The organism is Nocardioides sp. GCM10028917, assembly GCF_042666175.1.
Lineage (GTDB): Bacteria > Actinomycetota > Actinomycetes > Propionibacteriales > Nocardioidaceae > Nocardioides.
Window position 1 is genome coordinate 300,671 of record NZ_JBHTFL010000006.1, and the last position, 25,446, is coordinate 326,116.

Consider the following 25,446-nt stretch of genomic DNA (forward strand, 5'->3'; position numbering starts at 1 on the left):
CCGTGGTCAGCCCTTCTCCATGAACTCCGACGCCGCGGAGCGCTCCACCTCGGCGACGACGTCGGCCAGGGCGGGCGCGTGTGCGAGCGCCGGATCCTCGGAGAGTAGCGCCTCCGCTGCCTTTCGGGCACGGACGATCGTCTTCTCGTCGCGCAATACCCGAAGTGTGACGAGACCCGAGCGGAAGCCGGACTGGTTGGCGCCCAGCACGTCGCCCTCGCGGCGCTGCTCGAGGTCGACGCGGCTGAGCTCGAAGCCGTCGGTGGTCGCCGCCACGGCGTCGAGTCGCTCGCGCGCGGGAGTGCCGAGATCGGCGTGGGAGACCAGCAGGCAGAGCCCGGGGAGGCCACCACGGCCGACGCGACCGCGCAGCTGGTGCAGCTGCGAGACGCCGAACCGGTCGGCGTCGAGGAGCACCATCGTGGTGGCGTTGTGGACGTCGACCCCGACCTCGATGACCGTGGTCGACACGAGCACGTCGAGGTCGCCGGCGGCGAAGGCGCGCATCGTGCGGTCCTTGTCGTCGGGTGCCATGCGTCCGTGCAGGACGGCGGTGCGGAGCCCGGCGAGCGGCCCGGCCACCAGCTCGGCGTGGACGTCCTCCACCGCCGCGAGCGGACGCCGGGGGGTGATGTCGGCGCCGTCCTCGTCGAAGTCGAGCTGGTCGGTCTCACCCTCCTCCCCCGCGTCGCCCGAGATCCGTGGGCACACGACGTAGGCCTGGTGGCCCTGCTCGACCTCCTCGCGCACCCGCTGCCAGACCCGGTCGATCCACGACGGCTGGTCGGCCAGCGGGACGACGTTGGTCTGGATGGGCGCCCGCCCGGCCGGCAGCTCGGCGAGGACGGACGTCTCGAGGTCGCCGAAGACGGTCATCGCGACGGTGCGCGGGATCGGGGTGGCCGTCATGACGAGCACGTGGGGCGGCGTGCCGGCCTTGTCGGTCAGCGCGGCACGCTGCTCGACGCCGAAACGGTGCTGCTCGTCGACGACGACCAGGCCGAGGTCGGCGAACTCCACCTTGTCCTCGAGGAGGGCGTGGGTGCCGATGACGATGCCTGCCTCGCCCGTGACGATGCGCAGCATCGCCTCCTGACGGGCCGCCTTGCCCATCGACCCCGTCAGCAGCACGACCTGGGTGGCGTCGGCGTCGCCGCCGAGCATGCCGCCCTGGGCGAGGTCGCCGAGCATTGCGGAGATCGAGCGGTGGTGCTGCTGGGCGAGCACCTCGGTCGGGGCGAGCAGCGCGGCCTGTCCCCCGGCGTCGACCACCTGCAGCATCGCGCGGAGCGCGACGAGCGTCTTGCCCGAGCCCACCTCGCCCTGCAGGAGACGGTTCATCGGGTGGTCCCGGCCCAGCTCGTCGGCGACCAGGTCACCGATCTCGCGCTGACCACCGGTCAGCTCGAACGGCAACCGCGCGTCGAAGGCGGCCAGCAGGCCGTCGTCGCGGCGCGTGCGGGCACGGGCACCCTGGGCACGGTGCGCCGCCCGGCGCCGGGCGAGGACGAGCTGGAGCACCAGCGCCTCCTCGAAGCGGAAGCGCTTCTGGGCGGCGCCCACCTGCTTCCAGTCGTCGGGAGCGTGGATCCAGCGCAGCGCCCGCATCACGTCGAGCACCTCGAACCGCTCGCGCAGCTCGGGGGTGAGCACGTCGGGCACGCCGGTGACCAGGTCGAGGGCGGCGGCGACGACCTTCTGCAGGTCCCAGGAGTAGAGCTTGGCGGTGAGGGGGTAGATCGGGATGAGCTTGCTCATCGAGACCGCCTCGTCGCCGTCGAGGGCGAAGCCGTGGGGCTGCTCGAGCTGCCAGCTCCCCCGGTACTGCTTGACCTTGCCGGTGAAGATCGCCCGGCTGCCCGGCCGGAACTCGGCCTCGTGGCGTTCGGCCAGGCTGGCGTAGGGGCTGAACAGCGTGATGGAGAAGTCCGGCCCGTCGGTGCGGACCCGCACCGTCGTACGGAACTGGCGACGGTTGCCGCTGAAGAACGGGGCGCTCTCGCACGAGCGCACCTCGCCGACGATCGTCAGCTGTTCGCCGACGACGGGCGTGGCGACCTCGGTGAGCTCGGTGGCGGCGACGTAGCGGCGGGGGAAGTGGCGCAGGAGGTCGCCGACCGTCGTGAGTCCGAGGCCCTCCTCGGCGAGCTTGCGCTTCTTGTGGCTGTTGCCGAACACCGCGCCGATCGGGCTGTCCGGGGTGATCGCGACCATGAGGTGATCCTGCCGGTCACTCGACGCTGACGAGCAGCGGGTAGCGCGGCTGGCCACCGTCGTGGACGGCGACGTCGACGTGGGGGTGGCGTCGCTCGACGTGGGCGGCGACCCGCTGGGCGAGGTCCTCGCCGTCCTCGCCCGACACGATCGTCACCAGCTCGCCGCCACCGGCCAGGAGCCGCTCCAGGACGTCGGTGGCGACCTCCTCGAGGTCGGAGCCGACGACGGCGAAGTCGCCGGCGATCACGCCGAGCGCGTCACCGGGCTCGCACGCACCGGCCATCGTGATCGCGCGGCGGGCGGCGACGGTCACGGCGCCGTGACGGGCGTGGCGGGCGGTCGCGGTCATCTCCCGGACGTCGGCGTCGAAGGCGCGACCCGGCTCGTGCACGGAGACGGCGGCCAGGCCCTGCACCTGCGCGTGGGTCGGGATGACCTCGACGGAGACGTCGTGCTCGACCTCGGCCGTGCGGGCCGCGATCTCCGCGGCGCGCACGGTGTCGCCGTCGTTGGGGAGCACCACGACCTCGGCGGCACCGCAGCCGGTGATGGCCTCGAGGAGCTGGCCGGTGGAGGGACGCTGTCCCGGACCCCCGGTCACCACGACCGCGCCCGCCGACTCGAACAGCGCGGCCAGGCCCGGACCCGCGGCGACCGCGACGACCTTGCGGCCGGCGCGGGTCGAGACCCGCTGAGGGCCTGCTGCGTGCTGGTCGGCGAAGTGGGTGACCCGGATGCGGTGCGGGCGACCGGCGGTGATCCCGGCCTCGATGGCCGCGCCGACGTCGTCGACGTGCACGTGGACGTTCCACAGGCCGTCGCCGCCGACGACGACGAGGCTGTCGCCGAGCGTGGCGAGCGTCGCACGGAGGTCGGCGACGTGCTGGTCCTCCTCGTCCGGGCTGACGTCGAGGAGGTACATCACCTCGTAGCCCGGGCCGTCCTCGCTGAGGTCGTCGCCCGCCGGCGCTGCCGCGACCGGGATGAAGTGGGTGCCGATCGGCGCCGTCCACGGCGTCGGCCGGCGCCCGGTGGCCGTCGTCTCGACCGCGTCGAGCACGACGCACAGCCCCCGTCCGCCGGCGTCGACGACCCCGGCCAGGGCCAGCACCTCGAGCTGCTCCGGCGTACGGGCGAGGGCCGCGCGCGCCGCCGCGGCCGCCGCGGTGAACACGTCGCGGGTGCGCGCCCCACGGGCGGCCGTCTCCAGCGCCGCGTCGGAGGCGGCGCGTGACACGCTGAGGATCGTGCCCTCGACGGGCGAGCCGACGGCGGCGTAGCTGGCCTCCGTCGCCTCGGCCATGGCGGCGGCGATCGTCTCGGCCGGCTTGTCGGCGATCGCGGCGCCCGCGAGGTGATGCACGTAGGCGCGCAGCATCTGGCTGAGGATCACCCCGGAGTTGCCCCGCGCCCCCAGGAGCGCGGCACGGGCGAGCACCGCCATCCCGTCGCCCAGCGACAGCCCGGGGTCGTTCGCGAGGGCCTCCCGCAGCGCGTCGCGGGCCGCGGAGACGGTGAGGAACATGTTGGTGCCGGTGTCACCGTCGGGCACGGGGTAGACGTTGAGCGCGTCGATCTCCTCGCGAGCCGAGGACAGCGCGTCGGTCGCGATGTCGACGAACCGCGCGACGCCGTCCAGCGTGATGCCGTGGGTGACGTGCTCCATCGCGTCGGTCTGCTCCCGGGTGTCTGCTCAGTGCTGGCGGCCTGCTGTCCGCCTGCTGGATGTGGTGGTGCGGCTGCTTCGTCGTACGATGTGGTGCGCGCCACAGGGTAGTGCCCGGCACCCACGGCCCCTGCGATTTCATCTCGCCGCGGGTCCTCGGCTACTCTTGCGCGGTTGCCTGCTGCCGCCCCCTGGCGGGGTGCAGGCCTGATGAACATCTATCAATCTCGAACGGATCGGAGTGCACGGTGGCTGCCGTCTGCGACATCTGCGCCAAGAAGCCGGGCTTCGGAAACAACCGTCCCTGGTCGCGCAAGATCACCAAGCGTCGTTTCAACCCCAACATCCAGCGCGTCCGGGCGACCGTGAACGGCACGCCCAAGCGACTCAACGTCTGCACCGGTTGCCTCAAGGCCGGCAAGGTCTCGCGCTGACCTGACGTCTTCTTCGTCGAGCCCCCGTCGCCCTGCGGCGGGGGCTTCGTCGTTCCTGGCTCGGTCTGTGCGTCTGTCTGTCTCGACTGCCCGGTCGGAGTCCCCGCTCGAGCGGGGACTCTGTCACCTGGAGGCGGTTGCAACGGCCTCCAAGTGCGCGACTCGCCCTCCAAGTCGCCGTGAGTCTCCGGGAGACTCACGGCTGAACGGGTTCAGAAGTGGGTCCAGCCGGTGGGGCCGTCGTACGTCCCTCCGTCGACGGTGACGCCCTCGCCCTCGCTGACCTCGCCGATCACCTGCCACCCGGGCGGGACCGAGGCCTGGTCGGGGAAGGTCGCGAGCAGCGAGTGGTCGTCGCCGCCGCCGAGGATGAACTGCATCGGGTCGGCGCCCAGCGCGGCCCCGACGGCCTCGAGCGGCTGGGGGACCTCGAACGCCCCGGTGCGTACGTCGATGGCGACCCCGCTCGCGTCCGAGATGTGCCCGGCCTCGGCGAGAAGGCCGTCGGAGACGTCGATGAGGGCGGTCGCCCCGGCCTCGGCGGCCTCCTTGCCCGCGGCGTACGGCGGCTCCGGCCGGCGGTAGGCCTCGACGAGCACCCGCGGGGAGCGGAAGCCGCGCCCGAGGACCGCGAGGCCGCCGGCGGCCCACCCCTGGCGACCGGTGAGCGCGAGGACGTCGCCGGGCCGGGCGCCCGAGCGCAGGACGGGCGCCTGGGTGCACTGACCGAGGACCGTGACGGCGATCATCACCTGGTCGGCGCGCGTGACGTCGCCGCCCACGACGGTCGCCCCCACGCTCGCGCACTCCTCCGCGAAGCCGCGGGCGAAGTCCAGCGCCCACGCCACCGGAAGGTCCGCGGGAGCCGCGAGGCCGATGGTGAGGTGACGCGCGGTGCCCCCCATGGCGTTGATGTCGGAGAGGTTCTGGGCGGCGGCCCGGTGACCGACGTCGTCGGCGCCGGCCCAATCGCGCCGGAAGTGCCGCCCCTCGACCATCAGGTCGGTCGAGACGACGACATGGCCGTGCTTGACGCGCAGCACGGCGGCGTCGTCACCGGGTCCGACGAGCACGTTCTCGTCGCCCTCGAAGATCTCCACGAGCTGGGAGATCAGGCCGAACTCGCCCGCCTCGCCGAGGGTTGCGTCTGCTGCCGGTGCCATGCGCCCATCCCACCAGACCGGGGTGGTGACCACTGTCACCCATCCCCTGTCGGCGCCGCCGCGCGGCGCGGTAGGTTGTGCCGGTCACACCCGATGAACGAGACCGAGGAGTCCACGATGGTCGTCCAGGCCTACATCCTGATCCAGACCGACGTCGGCAAGGCCGCGGAGGTCGCCCGCGAGATCGCCCAGGTCAACGGCGTCACGCTCGCCGAGGACGTCACCGGTCCCTACGACGTGATCGTCCGAGCCGAGGCCAAGAACGTCGACGAGCTCGGCAAGCTCGTCGTCTCGAAGGTGCAGAACCTCGACGGCATCACCCGCACGCTCACCTGCCCGGTCGTCCACATCTGAGCCGCCCGGCCCACGTGCACCTGCGCCGACGCCTCGGTCCGTCCACGGGCCGGGGCGTCGTCGCGTCCGGGGCCGGTGCCGTCGTGCTCGCCCTCGCGGGCTGCAGCAGCACCCCGACGATCGACGACGTCGAGCTCTCCGCGGCCGACCGGGCCGCGTGCGAGTCGCTGGTCGCCGACCTCCCCGACACCCTCGCCGGTCTGGACCGGCGCGACGTCGAGCCGGACGACGCGCTGGGTGCGGCCTGGGGCGATCCGGCGTACGTCCTCACGTGCGGCGTGCCGGAGCCGGGCGACTACGAGGCGACCGCCGAGTGCAACGTCATCGCCGGCGTGGGCTGGTACGTCACCGACGACCAGCTCTCCGACCTGTCCGAGGACGCGACGCCGATCGCGCTCAGCCTGAAGCCCTATGTCGAGGTGTCGGTGCCGGCCGACTACCGCACCGAGGGCATCGACCGCGCGCTGGCCGACCTGGCGCCGGCGCTGAAGGAGCACCTCGGAGAAGGACTGTCCTGCCTGTAGCCGTGCCCGGCCTCAGCGGAGGCCGGTGTCGCGCCGCAGCGCGAGCTGGACGAGCCGGTCCACGAGGTCCGGGTACGACATGCCGGTCGCCGCCCACAGCTGCGGGTACATCGACGTCGGGGTGAAGCCCGGCATCGTGTTGAGCTCGTTGATGACCAGTGAGCCGTCGGGCATCACGAAGAAGTCCACGCGCGCGAGACCCTCGCACGACAGGGCCTCGAAGGCGCGCACGGCCATCGCGCGCAGCTCCTGCTCGATCGCCGCGGGCAGGTCGGCGGGGATGTCGATCTCGGTGTGCTGGTCGGCGAGGTACTTCGCCTCGAAGTCGTAGAACTCGTGGTCGCCGCCGGTGCGCACCTCGCCCGGCCGCGATGTCTCCGGCGGGCCCTCGATCGTGCCGAGCACACCGCACTCGACCTCGCGCGCTCCCTCCATCGACTGCTCGACGAGCACCTTGGGGTCGTGGCGGAACGCCTCCTCGAGCGCCGCGTCGACCTCCGAGGCGTCGTGCACCTTGCTGATCCCCATGCTCGAGCCGGCCCGGGCGGGCTTGGCGAACGACGGGAAGCCGAGCTCCTCGACCCGCGCACGGACGCCGATCGCGTCCTGCTCGAACGCGGTGCGGGTCACGACGATGCCCGGGGTGACGGGAAGGCCGGCGGCCTGCAGGACGACCTTCATGTAGGCCTTGTCCATGCCGATCGCGGACGCGAGCACCCCGGAGCCGACGTAGCGCACACCGGCCATCTCCAGCATCCCCTGCAGGGTGCCGTCCTCTCCCCACGGGCCGTGGAGGAGCGGGAAGACCACGTCGACCTCACCGATGACCGACGGGACGCTGGCCGGTTCGGCGACCACCAGGTGGGTGCCGGTGGCAGCACCCATCAGCGCCACCGGGGACCGACCCGCGTCGACCTGCGGCAGGTCGTTGCCGCGGATCGCGAGCCGGGTGGGCTCGTCGCTCTCCAGCACCCACCGGCCGTCCGGGGCGATCCCGACCGGCACGACGTCGTACGCCTCGCGGTCGATCGCGGCCAGCACGCTCCCGGCGGTCACGCACGAGATGCCGTGCTCGGAGGAGCGGCCACCGAAGACGACGGCGACGCGCGGCTTGCGGCTCGTGGCTGCTGAGGTCGGGTCCGAGACGGGGGCTGCGGTCTTGTCAGGGGAGGTGTCGTTCATCGCCTCGACCCTATCCACCTACGCTGGCGCGCATGGCTGCAGACTCACCGCTCAGGCCCGGCACGATCGCCGTCACGGCCGGCCGGCCGGACAAGGTCCCCGACGCCCCGCTCAACACGCCGATCACCATGGCGGCCACCTACGTGGCCGGCGGCGAGGTGGAGTACGGCCGCTACGGCAACCCCACCTGGACGGCGCTGGAGGACACGCTCGGTGCCCTCGAGGGAGGTCGGTGCCTGACGTTCGCGTCCGGGCTCGCCGCTGTCGCCACGGTGCTCGACCTGGTGGGCAAGGAGGGCAAGGTCCTGGTGCCGCAGCACGGCTACACCGGCACGATCATGCAGCTCGCCGACCTCGAGGCGCGCGGTCGGCTGACCGCCGAGATGGTCGACGTCACCGACACCGACGCGGTCGTCGCTGCCTGCGACGGCGCCGCGCTCGTGTGGCTGGAGTCGCCCACCAACCCCGCCCTCGAGGTCGCCGACATCGCGACGATCACGAAGGCCGCGCACGAGGCCGGCGCCTACGTCGTCGTCGACAACACCTTCGCCACTCCCCTGCTGCAACGCCCGCTCGAGGACGACGTCGACATCGTGGTGCACTCCGCGACGAAGTACCTCGCCGGCCACTCCGACGTGCAGATGGGCGCGATCATCACCCGCGACGACGAGCTGTACGCCGTGCTGAAGGGCCGTCGGGACCTCGTCGGCGCCATCCCCGGGCCGTTCGAGGCGTGGCTGACCCTGCGCGGGCTGCGCACGTTGCACCTGCGGGTCGAGCGCGCACAGTCCAACGCCCAGGAGCTCGTACGCCGCCTGGCCGAGCACCCCGCGCTGTCGGAGGTGCGCTACCCCGGGTTCGGCGCGATCGTCAGCATCGTCCTCGCCCAGGGTGAGATGGCCGCCGACCTGCTCAGCCGCAAGACGCGGCTCTGGATCCACGCCACCTCGCTCGGCGGCGTCGAGTCGAGCCTCGAGCGCCGCCGCCGCTGGAAGGCCGAGGCCGCCACCATCCCCGAGGGGCTCGTCCGGCTCTCCGTCGGCATCGAGGACGTCGAGGACCTCTGGGAGGACCTGCGCGCGGCGCTGGACGGCTGCGTCGGGTAGCCGCTCCGTTGGTCGAGGAGGTCGCGCAGCGACCGTCACGAGACCCGGAGCCGGACTGCACGCTGCTTGTCGGCTGACCGGATCTCGACGCGCTCGTGCGACTTCGTCGCCCGGTGCAGCAGGTCTCGGTACGGCTCCGTCGAGGCTTCGTTCCTCAGCCTCGGTCGCCACTCGACCACCGATGAGCTGCGCTGAGCTCCTTCGTCGCTCAGTGCAGCTCGGGCTTGGTGTCGCGGGCGATGAAGGAGTTCATCATGTCGAGGGCGGTCATCTTGCCGTCGACGACGGCGTCGACCGCCTCGGCGATGGGGGCGTCGACGCCGGTGCGGCGGGCGAGCTCCAGCAGGGACTTGCAGGACTTCGCGCCCTCGGCGACCTGCCGGGTGGAGGCATAGATCTCCTCGGTCGTCATGCCCTGGCCGAGGCGCTCGCCGAAGGTGCGGTTGCGCGAGAGCGGAGACGAGCACGTGGCGACGAGGTCGCCGAGCCCCGCGAGACCCATGAGGGTCAGCGGGTTGGCGCCCTGCGCCGTCGCCAGGCGCGCGGTCTCCGCGAGGCCTCGGGTGATGACCGAGGCGGTGGTGTTGTCGCCGAAGCCCAGACCGACCGCCATGCCGACGGCGAGGCCTACGACGTTCTTGTAGGCGCCGCCGATCTCGCAGCCCAGCACGTCCACCGAGGTGTAGGGGCGCCACGACGGCCCGTGCGTGAGGGCCTGGATGTGCTTGGCCCGGTCCTCGTCCAGGCAGGCGACGACGGACGCGGCCGGCTCGCGGCGGGCGATCTCGCGCGCGAGGTTGGGGCCGCTGACGACGGCGATGCGGTCGGCCGCGGCGTCGGTGACCTCCTGGATGACCTCGCTCATCCGCATGAGGGAGCCGAGCTCGACGCCCTTCATCAGCGAAACGAGCGTGGCCTTCTCGGGGAGGACCGGTGCCCACGCGGTGAGGTTCTCCCGGAGGGTCTGCGAGGGGACGGTGAGCACGACGACGTCCGCGCCGGCGGCGACCTCCTCCGGGTCCGTCGACGCCGAGATCGACGGCGGCAGCTCGATGCCCGGCAGGTAGTCGGTGTTCTCGCGCCGCTCGTTGACGGCCTCGACGACCTCCTCGCGCCGAGCCCACAGGGACACGTCGTTGCCGGCGTCGGCCAGCACGAGCGAGAAGGCGGTGCCCCACGACCCCGCACTGAACACTGCGATCTTCGTCATCGGGTGCGCTTCCTCTTCGTCCGGTGGGCCCCGTCGTGGGCGGTGTCCTGCGGGTTGCCGGTCTCGCGTACGCCGCTGCTGCGGGGGTCGTAGCGCTGCTCGGGAGCGGGCTCGTCACGGAGGTCGGCCACGAGCGCCGTGACCGCGGCCATGATGCGGTCGGTCGCGCGCGCCGTCGTCTCGGCCGACGCGGGGAGCCCGAGCAGGTCGTCGAGGTCCACCGGGTCGCCGGCCTTCATGACGATGTTCTTGCGCGGCACGAGGTGGAGCCGCTTCGTGTAGGGCGGGAGCACCTCCTGCGCACCCCACTGCCCCACCGGGATCACCGGGCAGCCGGTGGCCAGGGCGATGCGGGCCGCACCGGTCTTGCCCTTCATCGGCCAGAGGTCGGGGTCGCGCGTCAACGTGCCCTCCGGATAGATGATGATGCACTCGCCCTCGTTGATCGCCTTCACCGCGGCGTCGTACGCACCGATCGCGTTGCGGCTCAGCCGCTCGACGGGGATCTGGCCGGCGGAGGTGAGGAAACCCCCGAGGTACTTGTTGCTGAAGAGCCCGGACTTCGCCAGGTAGCGCGGGAGCCGGCCGTGGTCGTAGACGAAGTGCGCCGAGAGCAGCGGGTCGACGTGGGAGATGTGGTTGATGACCACGATGCATCCGCCAGAGGCCGGGATCTTCTCTCCGTCGATCCACGTGCGTGACGTCGCGCTGAGCAGCGTCGGCTTGAGGATCGACGCCGCCACGGTCATCGCCCAGCCGCGCTTCTGCTCGAGCCTCCTGACGCGCAACCGCCATCCCTCCCGATCGTGCTCTCCTCGCGGGCCGCGCCCGGACGCTGCCTGCGTCGCGAGCAGGCTACTCGGTCGACGGGGTGCAGGGACCCCACCGGCGCGCTGGTGGCGGATGGGAGGATCGGCGTGATGTCCGCCGATGCCCGACCCACGCGCTGCGTGGTCGTCGTACCCGTGAAGCCGCCCACCTACGGCAAGTCCCGACTGACCGGGATCGCCGACGAGCACCGCCGTGACCTGGCCGAGGCCTTCGCGCTCGACACCGTCCAGGCCGCCGCGGCGACACCCGGCGTGGACGCCGTCCTCGTCGTCACCGACGACCACCGCCTCGCTGCGTCCGTGCGCACCCTCGGGTGCGCGGTGATCCCCGACGGCGTCAGCGACGACCTCAACGCGACGCTCGTGCAGGCGATCGCGGAGGTCGCGCGACGCTGGCCGGGAGCAGTGCCCGTCGTGCTGTGCGCGGACCTGCCGGGGCTGCGGCCAGTCGAGCTGGCCGGGGTGCTCGGCGAGGTGCACGAACAGGTCGAGGCCGGACGCGCCGCGTTCGTGCGCGACCACACCGGCACGGGCACGACGTTGTACGCCGCCCCTGCCGACGGGTTCGACCCGTCGTTCGGTGTCGCGTCGGCGGCGCGGCACCAGGGCACCGGTGCCGTCGAGGTCGGCGCCACCGCGACGAGCGTGCGCACGGACGTCGACGATCCCGACGACCTGGATGCCGCGCTGCTGGCCGGCGTCGGTCCGCACACGACGCGGGCAAGCGTGGGGCGGGCCACCCCCTCGGGGTGACCCGCCCGTGCGACGCGGCGCCAGCGAGCTGACGCCTGCGTCAGGACTTCTTCGCGGTCTTCTTCGCGGTGGTCTTCTTGGCGGTACTCGTCTTGGCCGGCGCCTTCTTGGCCGTCGACGTGCTGGCGGGCGCCTTCTTGGCCGTCGACTTGCTCGCGGTCGACTTGCTGGCCGTCGACTTGCTGGCCGTCGACTTGCTGGCCGTCGACTTGCTGGCGGTGGACTTGCTGGCCGCCTTCGTGGCGGTCTTCTTGGCCGGCGCCTTTTTCGCGGTGCTCGCGCTGGACGACTTCTTGGCCGTCGACTTCTTGGCCGTGGTCGTCTTCGCCGCCGAGGACGTCGAGGACGCCTTCTTCGCCGGGGCTGCCGACTTCGAGGCCGTTGACTTCGCCGGCGCGGACTTCTTGGCGGCGGCACCCGTCACTGCTGCCGCGGCGGCCCGGACACCGGGCGGCTTGGGCATCGTGGCGGCAGTCAGCCTCGGCAGCTTCTTCGCACCCGAGATGACGTCCTTGAGCTCCTTGCCGGCCGAGAACTTCGGCACGGCCTTCTTCTTCGACTTCATCCGCTCGCCGGTCTGGGGGTTGCGCACCCAGCGGGCGTTGCGAACGGCCTTCTCGAACGACCCGAAACCGGTGATCGCGACCTTCTCGCCCTTGGCGACCTCGCGGGTGATGGTGTCGAGCACGGACTCCAGTGCGTGGGCCGCCTGCTTGCGGTTCCCCTCGTAACGCGCGGCGAGCGCGTCGATGAGCTCTGACTTGTTCACTAGCTTCCCTTCCCAATGAACCTGGAAGCCGAGCTCGTGCTCGACCCTCTGCAAGGCACGCTAGGCACATGGAAGGGTGAGGACAATCACCAAAGCCCCTGTTTGTAGGGGTTTTTCACGCAGTGACGGGCTTCCAGGTCGGTCGCTCCGCCTCAAAGGCGGTGATGTCCGCGTCGTGCGAGAGCGTGATGCCGATGTCGTCGAGCCCTTCGAGGAGGCGCCACCGCGTGTAGTCGTCGATGTCGAAGGAGTCCTCGACGGCGTCCTCGCCGGCACCCGCCCGGACGGTGCGGCTCTCCAGGTCGACGGTGATCTCACCGCCCGGGTTGTCCTCGAGCCAGTCCCACAGCCGCTGCACGACCTTCTCGTCGACCTGGGCCGCCACCAGCCCGGCCTTCCCGGAGTTGCCGCGGAAGATGTCGGCGAATCGCGAGGAGATGACGGCCTTGAAACCGTAGTTCTGCAGGGCCCACACCGCGTGCTCGCGCGAGCTGCCGGTGCCGAAGTCGGGACCGGCGACCAGCACCGACCCACCGGCGTACGTCGGGTCGTTGAGCACGAAGTCGGGGTCATTGCGCCAGGCCGCGAAGAGGCCGTCCTCGAAGCCCGTGCGGGTCACCCGCTTGAGGTAGACCGCGGGGATGATCTGGTCGGTGTCGACGTTGCTGCGCTTGAGCGGGACGCCGACGCCGGTGTGGGTGGTGAACTTGTCCATGGTCAGACCTCCTGCAGGTCGGCGGGGCTGGAGAGCGTGCCGCGCACGGCGGTGGCGGCGGCGACGGGCACCGAGACGAGGTGCGTGCGTCCGCCCTTGCCCTGGCGGCCCTCGAAGTTGCGGTTGGACGTCGACGCGCTCCGCTCACCCGGCGCGAGCTGGTCGGGGTTCATGCCGAGGCACATCGAGCAGCCGGCACCGCGCCACTCCGCACCGGAGGCGATGAACACCTTGTCGAGACCCTCGGCCTCCGCCTGGAGGCGTACGCGCACCGAGCCGGGCACGACGAGCAGGCGGGTGTCGGCCGCGACGGTACGACCCTCGAGGATCGACGCCGCCAGGCGCAGGTCCTCGATGCGGCCGTTGGTGCACGACCCCACGAAGACCGTGTCGACCTTGACGTCGCGCAGCGGCGTTCCGGCCTCGAGACCCATGTACTGCAGGGCCTTCTCGGTCGCCACCTTGTCGTTGGGCTCGTCGAAGTCGTCGGGGCTGGGGACGCTCGCGCCGAGCGGCGCGCCCTGGCCGGGGTTGGTGCCCCAGGTGACGAACGGCGTCATGGTGGAGGCGTCGAGCTCGATCACGTTGTCGAAGACCGCGTCGTCGTCGGTGCGCAGCGTCTTCCAGTGCGCGACGGCGGCGTCCCAGTCGGCGCCCTTCGGCGCCTCCGGCTTGCCCTCGATGTAGTCGAAGGTGGTCTGGTCGGGCGCGATGAGGCCGGCCTTGGCGCCCCACTCGATCGACATGTTGCAGACGGTCATCCGGCCCTCCATCGAGAGCTCCTCGATGGCCTGGCCGCGGTACTCCACGATGTAGCCCTGGCCGCCACCCGTGCCGGTGTGCGTGATCAGGGTGAGGACGAGGTCCTTGGCGGTGACGCCCTCGGGCAGGCTGCCGTTGACGGTGACGGCCATCGTCTTCGGCCGGGCCTGCGTCAGGGTCTGGGTGGCGAGCACGTGCTCGACCTCGGAGGTGCCGATGCCGAAGGCGATCGCGCCGAAGGCACCGTGCGTGGAGGTGTGCGAGTCGCCGCAGACGATCGTCATGCCGGGCTGGGTCAGGCCGAGCTGCGGACCGACGACGTGGACGATGCCCTGCTCGATGTCGCCGAGCGGGTGCAGGCGCACCCCGAAGTCGGCGGCGTTCTTGCGCAGCGTCTCCACCTGCGTGCGGCTCACCGGGTCGGCGATCGGCTTGTCCCAGTCGAGGGTCGGGACGTTGTGGTCCTCGGTCGCGAGCGTGAGGTCGGGACGGCGTACGGAGCGGTTCGCCAGGCGGAGGCCGTCGAAGGCCTGCGGCGAGGTCACCTCGTGAAGGAGGTGGAGGTCGATGAAGAGGAGGTCGGGCTCCCCGGGGGCACTCCGGACGACGTGCTCGTCCCAGACCTTCTCGGACAGGGTCTTGCCCATGACACAAACTCCTTCTGCGGCGTGCGGTAGGACGACGCTACATCTTGCATCCCACTCTCTGAGATGAGAATATCGGCATATGGACAACGGATCTGGCGTCGGCGTACTCGACAAGGCAGCGCTCGTGCTCGCAGCGCTCGAGGCCGGACCGGCCACCCTCGCCGGTCTGGTGGCCGGCACGGGCCTGGCCCGACCCACCGCCCACCGGCTCGCGGTCGCGCTCGAGCACCACCGCCTCGTGGCCCGCGACATGCAGGGCCGCTTCGTGCTCGGGCCGCGCCTGTCCGAGCTGTCCGCCGCCGCCGGCGAGGACCGGTTGCTCGCCGCGGCCGGACCCGTCCTCGCCCGGTTGCGCGACATCACCGGCGAGTCAGCGCAGCTGTGGCGCCGCCAGGGCGAGCACCGCGTGTGCGTCGCCGCCGCCGAGCGCCCCTCCGGCCTGCGCGACACGATCCCGGTCGGCTCGCAGCTGACCATGAATGCCGGCTCGGCCGCGCAGATCCTGCTGGCGTGGGAGGACCCCGAGCGCATGCACCGCGGTCTGCAGAACGCCGCCTTCTCGGCCACCGCCTTGTCCGGCATCCGCCGCCGCGGCTGGTCGCAGTCCGTCGGCGAGCGCGAGCAGGGGGTGGCCTCGGTGTCCGCGCCGGTCCGCTCCCCCGGCGGCAAGGTCATCGCCGCGGTGTCGGTCTCCGGTCCGCTCGAGCGGCTCTCCCGTCAACCCGGCCGGATGCACGCGCCCGCCGTGCTCGCCGCCGCTGACCGCCTCTCCGAGTCGCTGCGCCGGGCCGCCTCCGAGTAGCTCTCTGGCGACCTGCCCGGCACCTTCCCGCGGTCGGCGATCTCGGGCAGGGTGGGCGCATGGCAGACCTCGTGGACCTCGGACCGGCCGGAGAGCGGCTGGCCGCCGTGGCCGCCAACGTCACCGACGACCAGCTCGACGGACCGACGCCCTGCGAGGGGCGCACGGTCGGGCAGCTCGTCCAGCACCTCGTGGGACTGACGCGCGCCTTCCGCGCCGCCGCGGACAAGGACTTCGGTCCCCTCACCGACACCAGTCCCGACGAGGCCGGCTGGCCGGACGTCCGACCCGGCTGGCGCGAGGCCCTCGCCGAGCAAGTCCCGGCGCTCGCCGCGGCGTGGCGCAACCCCGAGGCGTGGGATGGCATGACGCGCGCCGGTGGTGTCGACCTGCCGGGCCAGGTGGGCGGTCTGGTCGCACTCGACGAGATCGTCCTGCACGGCTGGGACCTGGCGCGGGCCACCGGCCAGCCCTACGACTGCGACGACGCGACCGCCGGGGCGTGCATGGCGTTCGTCGGCGGCTTCGACGAGGGCGGCACGCCCGGTCTGTTCGGGCCCTCCGTGCAGGTCGGTCCCGGTGCGTCGGCCTTCGAGCAGGTGCTCGCCCGCTCGGGCCGCGACCCGGGCTGGTCGCCGGCCTGACCCCTCAAAAGAGTGCGTCCTGCTCCAGCTCCAGCAGCTGCTGCTTGCGCTCGAGCCCGCCGGCGTAGCCGGTCAACGTGCCGTTGGCGCCGATGACGCGGTGGCACGGCACCACGATCGGGATCGGGTTGCGACCGTTGGCCAGGCCGACCGCGCGCGAGGCGGCGTTGGTCATGCCCAGCCGGCCGGCGATCTGGCCGTAGGACGCGGTCTCGCCGTAGCCGATGAGACCGAGCTGGGTCCACACGCGGCGTTGGAAGTCGGTGCCGACGGGCGCGAGCGGCAGGTCGAAGTCGGTCAGCTCGCGCTCGAAGTACGCCGTCAGCTGCCGCACGGCCTCGGCGAGCACCGGGTCGTCGTCGGAGCGCGCGCCCAGGGGACGGCCGTCCACCGGCTGGCGGAACGGGGAGAACTCGATCGCCACGATCGAGCCGTCGCGCTCGACGATGCGCAGGTCGCCCACGGGCGAGGGCATCACGGTCCACATGTCAGTTCTCCTCATCAGCGCGGGACGGCGCAGGGGTGTCGGGCATCAGGGTGTTCCAGAGGTGCATCAGGGCGTAGGAGCGCCAGGGCCTCCAGCGCTCGGGGTCGGGGTCGCCGCGCTCGGGCGTGGCGAGGTCGGTCAGCAGCCGGCGCACCGCGAGGTCGGTGGGCAGGAAGACATCAGGATGTCCGAGCGCCCGCATCGCCACGTAGTCCGCGGTCCAGGGGCCGATGCCGGGCAGCTCCAGCAGCGCACGGCGTACGTCGTCGCGGTCGGGACCCCGGTCTAGCAGCACCCGGCCGTCGGCGAGCGCCGCGGCCAGCCCGACGAGCGCCCGGCCGCGGGCGCGTGGCATCGGCAAGGTGGTCGGGTCGGCCGCCGCGAGCGTCGCGGCGTCGGGGAAGAGGTGGGTCAGGCCCGGGACGTCGGACTGGACGAGCCGTCCGTGCTCGGCCACGAGCCGGCCCGCGACCGTGCGCGCGCCGGTGACGCTGACCTGCTGGCCGATGACCGTGCGGATCGCCGTCTCGTCGCCGTCGACCTGGCCGGGGACGCGCAGTCCCGGGGTGGCGCGGACGAGGTCGCCGAGCACCGGGTCGGCGGCGAGGTGCTCGTCCACCGCGCGAGGGTCGCAGTCGGCGTCGAGCAGGCGGCGTACGCGCTCGCTGGCGGCCGCGGTGTCGCGCAGGTCCTCGAGCCGGAACTCGGCGGTGACGAAGCCGGTCCCGCCGCCGGCGCGGTCGGACGTGTCGGGGAGGTCGGCCAGCTCGAGGCGCACGGTGCCGCTGCCGTGGGGCAGGTCGAGCGTGCGGCCGTACCAGCCGGGTCCGGCGACCTCGACGCCCGGCACGAGGTGGTAGGCGAGGAAGTCGAGCATCCGCCGCCCGGCGAACGGGGTGCGGACGGGCAGCCGCATGGTGACGGCACCGGCGCTGCGGGCGCCCGCCCGGCGACCGCGCAGCTCGCTGGGCGAGGAGGCATAGATCTCGCGCAGGGTCTCGTTGAACTGGCGGACGCTGGCGAAGCCGGCCGCGAAGGCGACGTCGGTCAGCGGCAGGTCGGTGGTCTCGATGAGCACCCGTGCGCTCTGCGCGCGACGCGCCCGTGCCAGCGCCAGCGGGCCCGCGCCCAGCTCCTGGGTCAGGAGGCGGCCGAGGTGGCGCGGGGTGTAGCCGACCCGGCGCGCCAGCCCGTCGACCCCCTCGCGGTCGACCAGCCCGTCGGCGATCAGGCGCATCGCCCGCCCGGCGACGTCGGCGGCGACGTCCCACTCCGGGCTGCCGGGCGTCGCGTCGGGCAAGCAGCGCTTGCAGGCGCGGTAGCCGGCGGCGTGCGCGCTCGCGGCGGTGGGGTGGAACGTGACGTTGCCCGGTGCGGGGGTCCGCGCCGGGCACGAGGGCCGGCAGTAGATGCCGGTGGTCCGGACCGCGGTGTAGAACACCCCGTCGAAGCGGCGGTCGCGGCTGCTGACGGCGCGGTAGCAGGCCTCGGTGTCGAGGTGCCCGGTCGGTGTCATGACCCGAGCCTGTCACCCGGGGGGACCCCGCACCAGCGGAAATCGGACACCGCCGTCGGGCGTCTCGCGCGGGGTTCGCCTAGCCCTGTCCGGCCGACCGGTAGCGGCGCTCGGGACGTCCGGCCCCGCCGTACTGCAGGCGTACGACGGCGGCCCCGCGGGCGACGAAGTGCTCGAGGTAGCGGCGCGCGGAGACGCGGGAGATGCCGACGAGGTCCGCACACTCCGCTGCGGAGAGCTCGCCGGCGCTGCGCAGCGCGTCCTGTACCGACTCGGCCGTCTCCGGGCTCAGTCCCTTGGGCAGGCTCACCGGCGGCGACGGGGCGGCCGAGGCGGCGCCGAACACCGCGTCGATGTCGTCCTGGCCGGGTGCACCCGATCCGGAGAGGGCGAGCTGCGCGGCACGGAACGTCTCCAGCCTGACCCGCAGGTCCTCGTAGTCGAACGGCTTGACGAGGTAGTGGACCGCTCCCCCGGACGCCGCGGCCCGGACCGTGTCGGCCTCGCGCGCGGCGGTCACCATCAGCACCCCGACGTCGTCGCCAACGCCCCGGAGCCGCCGCAGCACGTCGATGCCGGTCATGTCGGGCAGGTGCACGTCGAGCAGCACCAGGTCGGGTCGCAGGCGGGCGATGTCGTCGAGGGCGGCCTGGCCGCTGCTGGAGACCCCGACGACGACGAAGCCCTCGGTGCGCTCCACGAACTGCGTGTGGATGCGCGCGACCATGAAGTCGTCGTCGACCACCAGCACGGTGAGGTCGTCCGTCCCGCTCATCCGACCTCCACTCCCGGCAACCGCACCTCGAAGACCGCGCCCGTGCCGTCCTCTCCCGCACCGACGCCGACCGAGCCTCCCCGACGCTCGCAGACGACCTGCACGAGCGCCAGCCCGACACCGCGTCCTTCGGACGTCGGGGCCTTGGAGCTCCAGCCGCGGCGGAAGATCCGGCCCACCTCGTCCGGCGCCACACCGGGACCGGTGTCAGCCACCGCCATGTGGACGACGTCGCCGTCGAGGTCCAGCGACACCTCGACCGACGTGCCACCCACCGACACGGACGCGTCGACGGCGTTGTCGACCAGATTGCCCAGCACCGTGCCCACGTCGGTGGAGGCCTCCGGGTCGAGCCGGGGGAGGCTGCTGTCGGCTGCGATGCGGAGGTCGACGCCCCGCTCGACGGCGAGGCTCGTCTTGGCGATGAGCAGCGCCGCCACGGCCGGGTCCTCGACGTGCGCGAGCACCGCGTCGGAGATCTCCCGGCGGCGTCGGCTCAGCGTGCCGACGAGGCGCGACACCTCGTCGTACTCCCCGAGCTGAACGAGGCCGGAGATGGTGTGCAGCTGGTTGTGGAACTCGTGGGTCTGCGCCCGCAGGGTGTTCGTGATCGACTCGCGTGCGCTGAGCTCGCTCTGCAGCGCGAGCAGCTCGGTGCGGTCGCGCAGCGTCGTCACCGACGCGACCCGCCTCCCCCGCTCGACCACGGGGTTGCGGTTGACCACCAGGACCCGCTCGCCGAGCACCACCACGTGGTCGCGGATGGCGGTGTCGTCGGCGAGCAGGTCGCGCACGGCCGGGTCGAGGTCGAGGTCGTCGACCCGCCGCGACTCGACGTCCCCGTCGAGCCCGATCAGCTCGCGCGCGCTGTCGCTCATCACCGTGACGGTGCCGTCGTCGGCCACGGCGAAGACCCCCTCGCGGATCGAGTGCAGCAGGGCCTCGCGCTGGTCGGCGAGCGCGGCGATCGCGGCCGGCTCGAGGCCACGCGTGCGTCGCCGGATGAGCCGCGACAGGAGCAGCGACCCCGCCACGCCCAGGCCGAACCCCAGGCCGGCGAAGGTCACCAGGTCGGGCAGGACGCCGCGGGCGCGCTCGGCCCACGACGGGTAGGTCTGGGCGACCATCGAGATGCCGACGAGCTCGCCCTCGTCGCTGATGATCGGCACCTGGGCGGCGATCGCGCGGTCGCCGAAGTCGTCGACGTCGCCGGTCCACACGCGCAGCTGCTGGACAGTGCTGTCGTCGAGGTCGATCGGCTCGCCCCGCCCGGCGATGTCGCTGCTGACGAGCACCACGCCGTCGGGGTCGGTGAGGTACACCCCGCCGGCCTGGAGGTTGTTGCGGACCCGCTGGGTGTACGACGTCAGCGTCCCGCGGCTGCTCTCGACCCGGTCTGCGACGAACGCGTCGCGCACGGCCGCGGTGTTGGCCATCGACTCCGCGGCGGCGCGGAGCCGGGCGCCGCGGGTGTCACGGAAGTCGGCGTCGCTCTGCTGGACCGAGACCACGCTGGCGACCGCGACGACGACCAGCAGCACGGTCAGCTGGAGCACCAGGAACTGGCCGGCGAGCGTCGCCGGCCACCAGCGCGAGCGTGACCACAAGTTCCACAACCTCCATTGCTTACCCAAGCGTGACGGACGCCACAGGCAGTCTTCACCATCGTCTGGTCGGGCCCTGTCGGGCCCGGCGCACGAACCCTGACAGAGACCCGTGACAGAGATCGGAGTGCCCATGCTGCGCCAGAGGACGAGGCGGACAGCCGCCACCGTCGTGGCCCTCGCGAGCACGCTGCTCCTCGCGACGGGGTGCGGAGTCACCCGCGGTGCCGCGAGCAGCGACATGACGATGCTGATCCCCAACAGCCCGGGCGGTGGCTACGACCAGACCGGTCGCACGGCCATCGCGGTGATGGAGGAGTCCGACATCTCGGGCGGCTCGTTCGAGGTGACCAACGTGATCGGCGCCGGCGGCTCGGTCGCGATGGCGCGACTGATGAACGCGGAGGGCGACGAGCGCACCATGATGACGGCCGGACTCGGCGTCGTCGGCTCGCTCTACTCCTTCGCGGCGCCCTACAAGCTGCAGGACGCGACCCCACTGGCCCAGGTCATCGAGGACCAGGAGGGCGTGCTCGTCCCCGCCGACTCGCCCTTCGAGACCATCGACGACCTCGTGGCGGCCTGGCAGGACGACCCGGGCTCGATCGTCGTCGGCGGCGGCTCCTCCCCCGGCGGCCCGGACCACCTCTTCCCGATGCAGCTCGCGACCGCGATCGACATCGACGCCCGCGAGGTGCGCTACGTGCCGTACGACGGCGGCGGCCCGCTGACCAGCGCCCTGCTCGGCAACAAGATCGACGTCGGCTTCTCCGGCGTCGGCGAGTTCGAGGGGCCGCTGTCCGAGGGCGAGCTGCGCCTGCTCGCCGTGTCCGGCGAGGACCGGCTCGAGGGCGAAGGCATCAGCGATGCACCCACCCTGCAGGAGTCCGACATCGACCTGGTCTTCACCAACTGGCGCGGCGTCTTCGCGCCCCCCGGCATCAGCGACGAGCGTCGCGACGAGCTGATCGCGATGCTCGAGGAGATGCACGACACCCCCGAGTGGCAGCAGGCCCTCGAGGACAACGGCTGGATCGACGAGTTCAAGACGGGCGACGAGTTCACCACGTTCCTCCAGGAACAGGACGAGCGCGTCGCCACCACCCTCGAGGAGCTGGACCTGCTGTGAGCACACCACTCGACACCCCCGCCACCCCGGCAGCCCCGGGGAACGCCAACGGTCCCGACCGTGACATGGCCCAGCTCGGCCTCGCCGCGCTGCTCGTCGTGGTCGGCGCCTACACGCTCTACGACGCCACCACCTTGCGGGTCGGCTTCGGCGACCCCGTCGGCCCGCGGCTCTTCCCCTACGTCATCGGCGCGGTCACGGTCCTCCTCGGCCTGCTGCTCGTCGTCGCCACCCTCCGCGGCGACGTGCCGGAGGGCGAGGGCGGCGAGGACGTCGACCTGCGCCAGCCGGCCGACTGGGTGACCGTCCTCAAGCTCGTGGGCGTCCTGCTGTTCACGGTGCTGACGATCTCGTTCCTCGGCTGGGCGGTGAGCGGCGCGCTGCTCTTCGTCGGCGCCGCCTGGTCGCTGGGCAGCCGCACGCTGGTGCGGGACGTGATCGTCGGCCTCGTGATGTCGGTCAGCAGCTGGTACTTCTTCCACGAGGGACTGGGCGTCATCCTGCCCGCCGGGATCCTGGACGGGGTGCTGTGATGGAGAACCTCGGCCTCCTCGCGGACGGCTTCGCCGCTGTCCTCACCCCGGAGAACCTCCTGTACGCCGTCATCGGCGTGCTCCTCGGCACCTTCGTCGGTGTCCTGCCGGGCATCGGCCCGGCCATGGCGGTGGCGCTGCTGCTGCCCGTGACCTACGGCCTCGAGCCGATCTCGGCGTTCATCATGTTCGCCGGCATCTACTACGGCGGCATGTACGGCGGCTCGACGACCGCCATCCTGCTCAACACTCCCGGCGAGTCCGCCTCGGTGATGACTGCCCTCGAGGGCAACCTCATGGCGCGGGCCGGACGGGCCGCACAGGCGCTCGCCACCGCGGCCATCGGCTCCTTCATCGCCGGCACGATCGGCACCCTGCTCGTCGTGTTCTTCGCCCCGGCCCTGGCCTCGGTCGCCGTCGACATCGGGGCGCCGTCCTACTTCGCGCTCATGGTGCTCGCCATGATCATGGTGACGAGCGTCCTCGGCGGCTCGCCGCTGCGCGGCTTCATCGCGCTGTTCCTCGGCCTGACGATCGGGCTGGTCGGCCTCGACCTCAACACCGGGCAGACGCGGCTGAGCTTCGACCAGCCTCTGCTCGCCGAGCGGATCGACGTGGTCGTGGTCGCGGTCGGCATCTTCGCCCTCGGCGAGGCGCTCTGGGTGGCCGCCCACCTGCGCCGGACACCGGCCCACGTGATCCCGGTGGGCCGTCCGTGGATGAGCGGCGACGACGTGAAGCGGTCGTGGGGCCCGTGGCTGCGTGGGACGGCGTACGGCTTCCCGTTCGGCGCGCTGCCTGCCGGCGGCGCGGAGATCCCGACGTTCCTGTCGTACGTCACCGAGAAGCGCCTCGCGGCTCGCAAGGGACGCGACGAGTTCGGCGAGGGCGCCATCGAGGGCGTCGCCGGACCCGAGGCGGCCAACAACGCCTCGGCGGCGGGCACCTTCGTGCCGCTGCTGGCGCTCGGTCTCCCGGTCACGGCCACGTCGGCCGTCATGCTCGCCGCCCTCCAGGGCTACGGCATCGAGCCGGGCCCCGGTCTGATGACCGACCAGCCCGAGCTGGTGTGGGCGCTCCTGGCCAGCCTGCTCATCGGCAACGTCCTGCTGCTGGTGCTCAACCTCCCGCTGGCACCGCTGTGGGCGAAGCTCCTGCAGGTCCCCCGGCCGCAGCTCTACGCCGGCATCCTGTTCTTCGCCGCACTGGGCGCGTACGCCGCGAACCTCCAGTCCTTCGACCTGTTCCTGCTGCTGCTGCTCGGTCTGCTGGGCCTGATGATGCGCCGGTTCGGGCTGCCGGTGCTGCCGCTGATCCTCGGCGTCATCCTCGGGCCGCTGATGGAGTTCCGGCTGCGTGAGGCGATGGCGATCTCGGGCGGGGACGTGTCCGCCCTGTGGAGCGAGCCGCTCGCCATCGTCATCTACGTGATCGTCTCGATCGCCGTGGTGGCGCCCTTCGCGGTCCGCCGCATCCGCCCGACGCCCGCCGCGGTGGCCGAGGAGCTCAGCACACACACGCACGACACGGACGAGGAGAAGGTGCGATGACGACCATCGTGGTGGGCTGGACGCCCGACGAGTTCGGCGAGGTCGCGCTGGCGCGCGGCGTCGAGGAGGTCACCCTGCGCAACGGCCGGCTGGTGGTGGTCAACGCCACCCGCGGCGACGCGCTGGTGGACGACCGCTTCGCCGACGAGGAGCAGCTGGGCCGTCTGACCGCGGAGCTGGCCGGCAGCGGCATCGAGGTCGACGTACGCCGCTCGATGGGCGCCGACGTCGGCGACCAGGTCCTCGCGGTGGCCCAGGACGTCTCCGCCGACCTGGTCGTGATCGGCCTGCGCCGGCGCTCGCCCGTGGGCAAGCTGCTCATGGGCAGCGTCGCGCAGCGCATCCTGCTCGGTGCGGACTGCGCCGTGCTGGCGGTGAAGCCCGCCGGCTAGGTCCCGCTGGGGGCGCGACGCCGGTGCCGGATGGCCAGCGCGCAGGCTCCGGACAGCAGCACCACGCCGGCCGGCACGACGATCCCGCGGAGCACTCCGTCGGGATCGTCGCCGTCGGAGGACGAGGACCCCGCCGCTCCCACCTCGGCTGGCGTGCCGTCGCCGACCTCGAAGCGGACCTCGCCGGCCATCTCGTGGCCGTCGGAGGACACGACGTCGTAGGTCAGGGTGTAGGCGCCGTCCGGCCCCGACCAGAGGTTCTGGCGGACCTCGGGGCCGGTGGCCGTCGGGGCGCCGTTGGCGACGCTCCCGTCGGGCCCGGTGACGGTCACCTCGTGCACCTCGGCGACCGGACCGGTGAAGGTGAGGATCGCGCGCGAGGGCATCGCGCGGAGCACCCCCGACTCGGACGGGTCGGAGAAGAGGAGCTCGTCGTGGGCCGCTGCCGGCGGCACCGCGGGCCAGCACAGCAGCACCGCAACGCCTGCCAGGACGAGCCGGGCGACCCCTCGCCGAGCAGCGGAGCCGGTCATGAGCCGAGTCCCGCCCGCCATGCCACCAGGTCGTCCCACTGCTGGGCGAGGCGGTGCTCGGTGGCGCCGACGGGGTCCTTGAAGAAGAAGGCGAGAGCGGCGAGCGGACCGGCCCGACCGGCTGCGTGCGCGGCGGACACCAGACGCGCCAGGTCGAGGACGAGTGGCGCGGCCAGCGCGGAGTCGCACCCCTCCCACGTGAGCTGGAGCGTCATGCGGGTGCCGAGGAAGCCGTCGAAGCGCACGTGGTCCCACGCCGTCTTCCACTCCCCCAGGTCCTCGACCTGGTCGATGTGCATGGGCCCAGGGACGGGGCGGCCGACGATGGCGTCGAGCCCGCTGCGCTTCGCGACGGTCTTGCTGCGCGCGGCCTCGGGGTCGGCCAGGGTCGCCCCGTCTCCACCGCCGAGGAGGTTGACCGAGGTCCAGGACCGCAGCTCGAGGGCCCGCATCACGAACATGGGTGCGAGCGCGGACTTGAGCAGCGTCTCCCCGGTCTTGCCGTCGCAGCCGGCCCAGGGCAGGCCGCTGTGCCGCGCGGCCTCGACGACCACGGGGAGCCGCAGGCACGGGCTGGGCGTGAACGAGACGAAGGAGGCACCGGCGCGGAAGGCCGCCAGCGCGTAGACCGCGCCGACCGGGAGCGCGTCGTCGACCTCGGTCATCGAGTCGGGGTCCGGCACGGGAGGCTGGGTGCTGGCGACGTCGACGACGACCACCCGGTCGAGGTCGTGCCGGTCGCGGAAGTCGGTGATGTCGCCGGCGAGCCGCTCCACCGCCTCGGCAGCACCGGCCGAGCGTGCGACGTGGCCCGGGCGCACCTCGGCGTCGACGGCCTCGAGGTGGGCGCGGGCGGCGTCCACCAGGGCGGGCGGCACGACGCCGCCGGCGGCCAGCTCCTCGGCCCGCTTGGGCAACGAGTGGGAGCTGACGTCGTGGCCGCCGAAGACCAGCCCCGCGAGGGACGGCAGGCTGTCGGGCCGCAGCTCCGGCAGCTCGGTCACGAGAGCGGTGGTCGGTGCGATGCCATGCGCCACGGCGTACGCACCGACCACCGCTGTGGTGGCCACCGAGCCCCGCGCACCCACGAACCACACGCCTGTCCTGGCCGTCACCTCGGGCGTGTGGGTCATGTCGTCCTCCTCGGAC

Annotated in this window: 26 protein-coding genes; 11 read left to right on the forward strand and 15 right to left on the reverse strand. The window is 72.5% G+C overall.

Going from position 1 to position 25,446, the window contains the following annotated elements; genetic code table 11:
- Positions 1-6: 6 nt before the first annotated feature.
- Positions 7-2,214 (reverse strand): ATP-dependent DNA helicase RecG, encoded by a 2,208-nt coding sequence (locus ACFQW6_RS09065; RefSeq protein ID WP_378543443.1) that lies wholly within the window; start codon positions 2,212-2,214, stop codon positions 7-9.
- Between the two features lie 16 nt (positions 2,215-2,230).
- Positions 2,231-3,883 carry a DAK2 domain-containing protein gene (locus ACFQW6_RS09070; RefSeq protein ID WP_378543446.1) on the reverse strand — a complete coding sequence of 551 codons (1,653 nt, stop codon included), beginning with the start codon at positions 3,881-3,883 and terminating at the stop codon, positions 2,231-2,233.
- A 248-nt stretch (positions 3,884-4,131) separates the two neighbouring features.
- Between ACFQW6_RS09070 and rpmB the strand changes: the two genes are divergently transcribed.
- Entirely contained in the window at positions 4,132-4,317 is a 186-nt protein-coding gene (gene rpmB / locus ACFQW6_RS09075; RefSeq protein WP_056602600.1) for a 50S ribosomal protein L28, read from the forward strand.
- 212 nt (positions 4,318-4,529) lie between these two features.
- Here the strand turns inward: rpmB and ACFQW6_RS09080 are convergent, their stop codons facing one another.
- On the reverse strand, positions 4,530-5,480 hold the full coding sequence (locus ACFQW6_RS09080) for a thiamine-phosphate kinase (RefSeq protein WP_378543449.1): 951 nt from the start codon (positions 5,478-5,480) through the stop codon (positions 4,530-4,532).
- A gap of 117 nt (positions 5,481-5,597) precedes the next feature.
- Here ACFQW6_RS09080 and ACFQW6_RS09085 point away from each other — a divergent pair, with 117 nt between their 5' ends.
- Entirely contained in the window at positions 5,598-5,834 is a 237-nt protein-coding gene (locus ACFQW6_RS09085; protein WP_090972075.1) for an Lrp/AsnC family transcriptional regulator, read from the forward strand.
- Positions 5,835-5,848: 14 nt separating this feature from the next.
- A complete protein-coding gene (locus tag ACFQW6_RS09090; protein WP_378543452.1) occupies positions 5,849-6,358 on the forward strand; it encodes a DUF3515 domain-containing protein in 510 nt (169 codons plus the stop codon).
- 12 nt (positions 6,359-6,370) lie between these two features.
- On the opposite strand, the gene ACFQW6_RS09095 is transcribed toward ACFQW6_RS09090, so the two are convergent.
- Positions 6,371-7,540, reverse strand: a complete 1,170-nt coding sequence (locus tag ACFQW6_RS09095; RefSeq protein ID WP_378543455.1) for a D-alanine--D-alanine ligase family protein — start codon at positions 7,538-7,540, stop codon at positions 6,371-6,373.
- A 32-nt stretch (positions 7,541-7,572) separates the two neighbouring features.
- On the opposite strand from ACFQW6_RS09095, the gene ACFQW6_RS09100 reads away from it, so the two are divergent.
- Positions 7,573-8,646, forward strand: coding sequence for a trans-sulfuration enzyme family protein (locus tag ACFQW6_RS09100; protein ID WP_378543458.1), 1,074 nt, complete (start codon positions 7,573-7,575; stop codon positions 8,644-8,646).
- Between the two features lie 208 nt (positions 8,647-8,854).
- Here the strand turns inward: ACFQW6_RS09100 and ACFQW6_RS09105 are convergent, their stop codons facing one another.
- Entirely contained in the window at positions 8,855-9,856 is a 1,002-nt protein-coding gene (locus ACFQW6_RS09105; protein ID WP_378543461.1) for an NAD(P)H-dependent glycerol-3-phosphate dehydrogenase, read from the reverse strand.
- Entirely contained in the window at positions 9,853-10,644 is a 792-nt protein-coding gene (locus ACFQW6_RS09110; protein WP_378543464.1) for a lysophospholipid acyltransferase family protein, read from the reverse strand. Before ACFQW6_RS09110 ends, ACFQW6_RS09105 begins: the two co-directional genes overlap by 4 nt.
- 132 nt (positions 10,645-10,776) lie before the next feature.
- Between ACFQW6_RS09110 and cofC the strand changes: the two genes are divergently transcribed.
- Positions 10,777-11,439 (forward strand): 2-phospho-L-lactate guanylyltransferase, encoded by a 663-nt coding sequence (gene cofC / locus ACFQW6_RS09115; protein ID WP_378543467.1) that lies wholly within the window; start codon positions 10,777-10,779, stop codon positions 11,437-11,439.
- Between the two features lie 40 nt (positions 11,440-11,479).
- On the opposite strand, the gene ACFQW6_RS09120 is transcribed toward cofC, so the two are convergent.
- From ACFQW6_RS09120 to leuC, 3 genes are all read right to left on the reverse strand, one after another.
- Complete coding sequence (locus ACFQW6_RS09120; protein WP_378543470.1) at positions 11,480-12,208, reverse strand: HU family DNA-binding protein; 729 nt, start codon at positions 12,206-12,208, stop codon at positions 11,480-11,482.
- A 115-nt stretch (positions 12,209-12,323) separates the two neighbouring features.
- Complete coding sequence (gene leuD / locus ACFQW6_RS09125; RefSeq protein WP_378543473.1) at positions 12,324-12,923, reverse strand: 3-isopropylmalate dehydratase small subunit; 600 nt, start codon at positions 12,921-12,923, stop codon at positions 12,324-12,326.
- A gap of 2 nt (positions 12,924-12,925) precedes the next feature.
- Complete coding sequence (leuC, locus tag ACFQW6_RS09130) at positions 12,926-14,332, reverse strand: 3-isopropylmalate dehydratase large subunit (RefSeq protein WP_378543476.1); 1,407 nt, start codon at positions 14,330-14,332, stop codon at positions 12,926-12,928.
- A 79-nt stretch (positions 14,333-14,411) separates the two neighbouring features.
- Here leuC and ACFQW6_RS09135 point away from each other — a divergent pair, with 79 nt between their 5' ends.
- Both ACFQW6_RS09135 and ACFQW6_RS09140 read left to right on the forward strand, forming a co-directional pair.
- Entirely contained in the window at positions 14,412-15,134 is a 723-nt protein-coding gene (locus tag ACFQW6_RS09135; RefSeq protein ID WP_191197589.1) for an IclR family transcriptional regulator, read from the forward strand.
- 59 nt (positions 15,135-15,193) lie between these two features.
- On the forward strand, positions 15,194-15,778 hold the full coding sequence (locus ACFQW6_RS09140; protein ID WP_378543479.1) for a TIGR03086 family metal-binding protein: 585 nt from the start codon (positions 15,194-15,196) through the stop codon (positions 15,776-15,778).
- Positions 15,779-15,782: 4 nt separating this feature from the next.
- Here the strand turns inward: ACFQW6_RS09140 and ACFQW6_RS09145 are convergent, their stop codons facing one another.
- The 4 genes from ACFQW6_RS09145 to ACFQW6_RS09160 form a co-directional block, all read right to left on the reverse strand.
- The gene (locus tag ACFQW6_RS09145; RefSeq protein WP_378543482.1) at positions 15,783-16,265 is read right to left on the reverse strand and encodes a methylated-DNA--[protein]-cysteine S-methyltransferase; all 483 of its coding nucleotides are present in this window, start codon (positions 16,263-16,265) and stop codon (positions 15,783-15,785) included.
- Position 16,266: 1 nt separating this feature from the next.
- Complete coding sequence (locus ACFQW6_RS09150; RefSeq protein WP_378543485.1) at positions 16,267-17,781, reverse strand: AlkA N-terminal domain-containing protein; 1,515 nt, start codon at positions 17,779-17,781, stop codon at positions 16,267-16,269.
- Between the two features lie 79 nt (positions 17,782-17,860).
- Entirely contained in the window at positions 17,861-18,556 is a 696-nt protein-coding gene (locus ACFQW6_RS09155; RefSeq protein WP_378543488.1) for a response regulator, read from the reverse strand.
- The gene (locus ACFQW6_RS09160) at positions 18,553-20,163 is read right to left on the reverse strand and encodes an ATP-binding protein (RefSeq protein WP_378543490.1); all 1,611 of its coding nucleotides are present in this window, start codon (positions 20,161-20,163) and stop codon (positions 18,553-18,555) included. Before ACFQW6_RS09160 ends, ACFQW6_RS09155 begins: the two co-directional genes overlap by 4 nt.
- 130 nt (positions 20,164-20,293) lie before the next feature.
- Between ACFQW6_RS09160 and ACFQW6_RS09165 the strand changes: the two genes are divergently transcribed.
- Genes ACFQW6_RS09165 through ACFQW6_RS09180 form a run of 4 tightly spaced genes read left to right on the forward strand, consistent with a single transcriptional unit; the run spans position 20,294 to position 23,764 of the window.
- Positions 20,294-21,289 carry a Bug family tripartite tricarboxylate transporter substrate binding protein gene (locus tag ACFQW6_RS09165; RefSeq protein WP_378543493.1) on the forward strand — a complete coding sequence of 332 codons (996 nt, stop codon included), beginning with the start codon at positions 20,294-20,296 and terminating at the stop codon, positions 21,287-21,289.
- Complete coding sequence (locus tag ACFQW6_RS09170) at positions 21,286-21,822, forward strand: tripartite tricarboxylate transporter TctB family protein (RefSeq protein ID WP_378543496.1); 537 nt, start codon at positions 21,286-21,288, stop codon at positions 21,820-21,822. Before ACFQW6_RS09165 ends, ACFQW6_RS09170 begins: the two co-directional genes overlap by 4 nt.
- The gene (locus tag ACFQW6_RS09175; RefSeq protein ID WP_378543499.1) at positions 21,822-23,372 is read left to right on the forward strand and encodes a tripartite tricarboxylate transporter permease; all 1,551 of its coding nucleotides are present in this window, start codon (positions 21,822-21,824) and stop codon (positions 23,370-23,372) included. Before ACFQW6_RS09170 ends, ACFQW6_RS09175 begins: the two co-directional genes overlap by 1 nt.
- On the forward strand, positions 23,369-23,764 hold the full coding sequence (locus ACFQW6_RS09180) for a universal stress protein (protein ID WP_378543502.1): 396 nt from the start codon (positions 23,369-23,371) through the stop codon (positions 23,762-23,764). The genes ACFQW6_RS09175 and ACFQW6_RS09180 overlap by 4 nt, the downstream gene beginning before the upstream one ends.
- Here the strand turns inward: ACFQW6_RS09180 and ACFQW6_RS09185 are convergent.
- Complete coding sequence (locus ACFQW6_RS09185) at positions 23,761-24,297, reverse strand: copper resistance protein CopC (RefSeq protein WP_378543505.1); 537 nt, start codon at positions 24,295-24,297, stop codon at positions 23,761-23,763. The two genes, ACFQW6_RS09180 and ACFQW6_RS09185, sit on opposite strands and share 4 nt — an antisense overlap.
- A complete protein-coding gene (locus ACFQW6_RS09190; RefSeq protein WP_378543508.1) occupies positions 24,294-25,430 on the reverse strand; it encodes an inositol-3-phosphate synthase in 1,137 nt (378 codons plus the stop codon). Before ACFQW6_RS09190 ends, ACFQW6_RS09185 begins: the two co-directional genes overlap by 4 nt.
- Positions 25,431-25,446: the final 16 nt, after the last annotated feature.

Bases quoted from the DNA above. Each gene is read 5' to 3' on its own strand.
- ACFQW6_RS09065 (WP_378543443.1), bottom strand. From the start codon at position 2,214: ATGGTCGCGATCACCCCGGACAGCCCGATCGGCGCGGTGTTCGGCAAC.
- ACFQW6_RS09070 (WP_378543446.1), bottom strand. From the start codon at position 3,883: ATGGAGCACGTCACCCACGGCATCACGCTGGACGGCGTCGCGCGGTTC.
- ACFQW6_RS09080 (WP_378543449.1), bottom strand. From the start codon at position 5,480: ATGGCACCGGCAGCAGACGCAACCCTCGGCGAGGCGGGCGAGTTCGGC.
- ACFQW6_RS09085 (WP_090972075.1), top strand. From the start codon at position 5,598: ATGGTCGTCCAGGCCTACATCCTGATCCAGACCGACGTCGGCAAGGCC.
- ACFQW6_RS09095 (WP_378543455.1), bottom strand. From the start codon at position 7,540: ATGAACGACACCTCCCCTGACAAGACCGCAGCCCCCGTCTCGGACCCG.
- ACFQW6_RS09100 (WP_378543458.1), top strand. From the start codon at position 7,573: ATGGCTGCAGACTCACCGCTCAGGCCCGGCACGATCGCCGTCACGGCC.
- ACFQW6_RS09105 (WP_378543461.1), bottom strand. From the start codon at position 9,856: ATGACGAAGATCGCAGTGTTCAGTGCGGGGTCGTGGGGCACCGCCTTC.
- cofC (WP_378543467.1), top strand. From the start codon at position 10,777: ATGTCCGCCGATGCCCGACCCACGCGCTGCGTGGTCGTCGTACCCGTG.
- leuD (WP_378543473.1), bottom strand. From the start codon at position 12,923: ATGGACAAGTTCACCACCCACACCGGCGTCGGCGTCCCGCTCAAGCGC.
- leuC (WP_378543476.1), bottom strand. From the start codon at position 14,332: ATGGGCAAGACCCTGTCCGAGAAGGTCTGGGACGAGCACGTCGTCCGG.
- ACFQW6_RS09135 (WP_191197589.1), top strand. From the start codon at position 14,412: ATGGACAACGGATCTGGCGTCGGCGTACTCGACAAGGCAGCGCTCGTG.
- ACFQW6_RS09140 (WP_378543479.1), top strand. From the start codon at position 15,194: ATGGCAGACCTCGTGGACCTCGGACCGGCCGGAGAGCGGCTGGCCGCC.
- ACFQW6_RS09145 (WP_378543482.1), bottom strand. From the start codon at position 16,265: ATGTGGACCGTGATGCCCTCGCCCGTGGGCGACCTGCGCATCGTCGAG.
- ACFQW6_RS09150 (WP_378543485.1), bottom strand. From the start codon at position 17,781: ATGACACCGACCGGGCACCTCGACACCGAGGCCTGCTACCGCGCCGTC.
- ACFQW6_RS09155 (WP_378543488.1), bottom strand. From the start codon at position 18,556: ATGAGCGGGACGGACGACCTCACCGTGCTGGTGGTCGACGACGACTTC.
- ACFQW6_RS09165 (WP_378543493.1), top strand. From the start codon at position 20,294: ATGCTGCGCCAGAGGACGAGGCGGACAGCCGCCACCGTCGTGGCCCTC.
- ACFQW6_RS09175 (WP_378543499.1), top strand. From the start codon at position 21,822: ATGGAGAACCTCGGCCTCCTCGCGGACGGCTTCGCCGCTGTCCTCACC.
- ACFQW6_RS09180 (WP_378543502.1), top strand. From the start codon at position 23,369: ATGACGACCATCGTGGTGGGCTGGACGCCCGACGAGTTCGGCGAGGTC.
- ACFQW6_RS09185 (WP_378543505.1), bottom strand. From the start codon at position 24,297: ATGACCGGCTCCGCTGCTCGGCGAGGGGTCGCCCGGCTCGTCCTGGCA.
- ACFQW6_RS09190 (WP_378543508.1), bottom strand. From the start codon at position 25,430: ATGACCCACACGCCCGAGGTGACGGCCAGGACAGGCGTGTGGTTCGTG.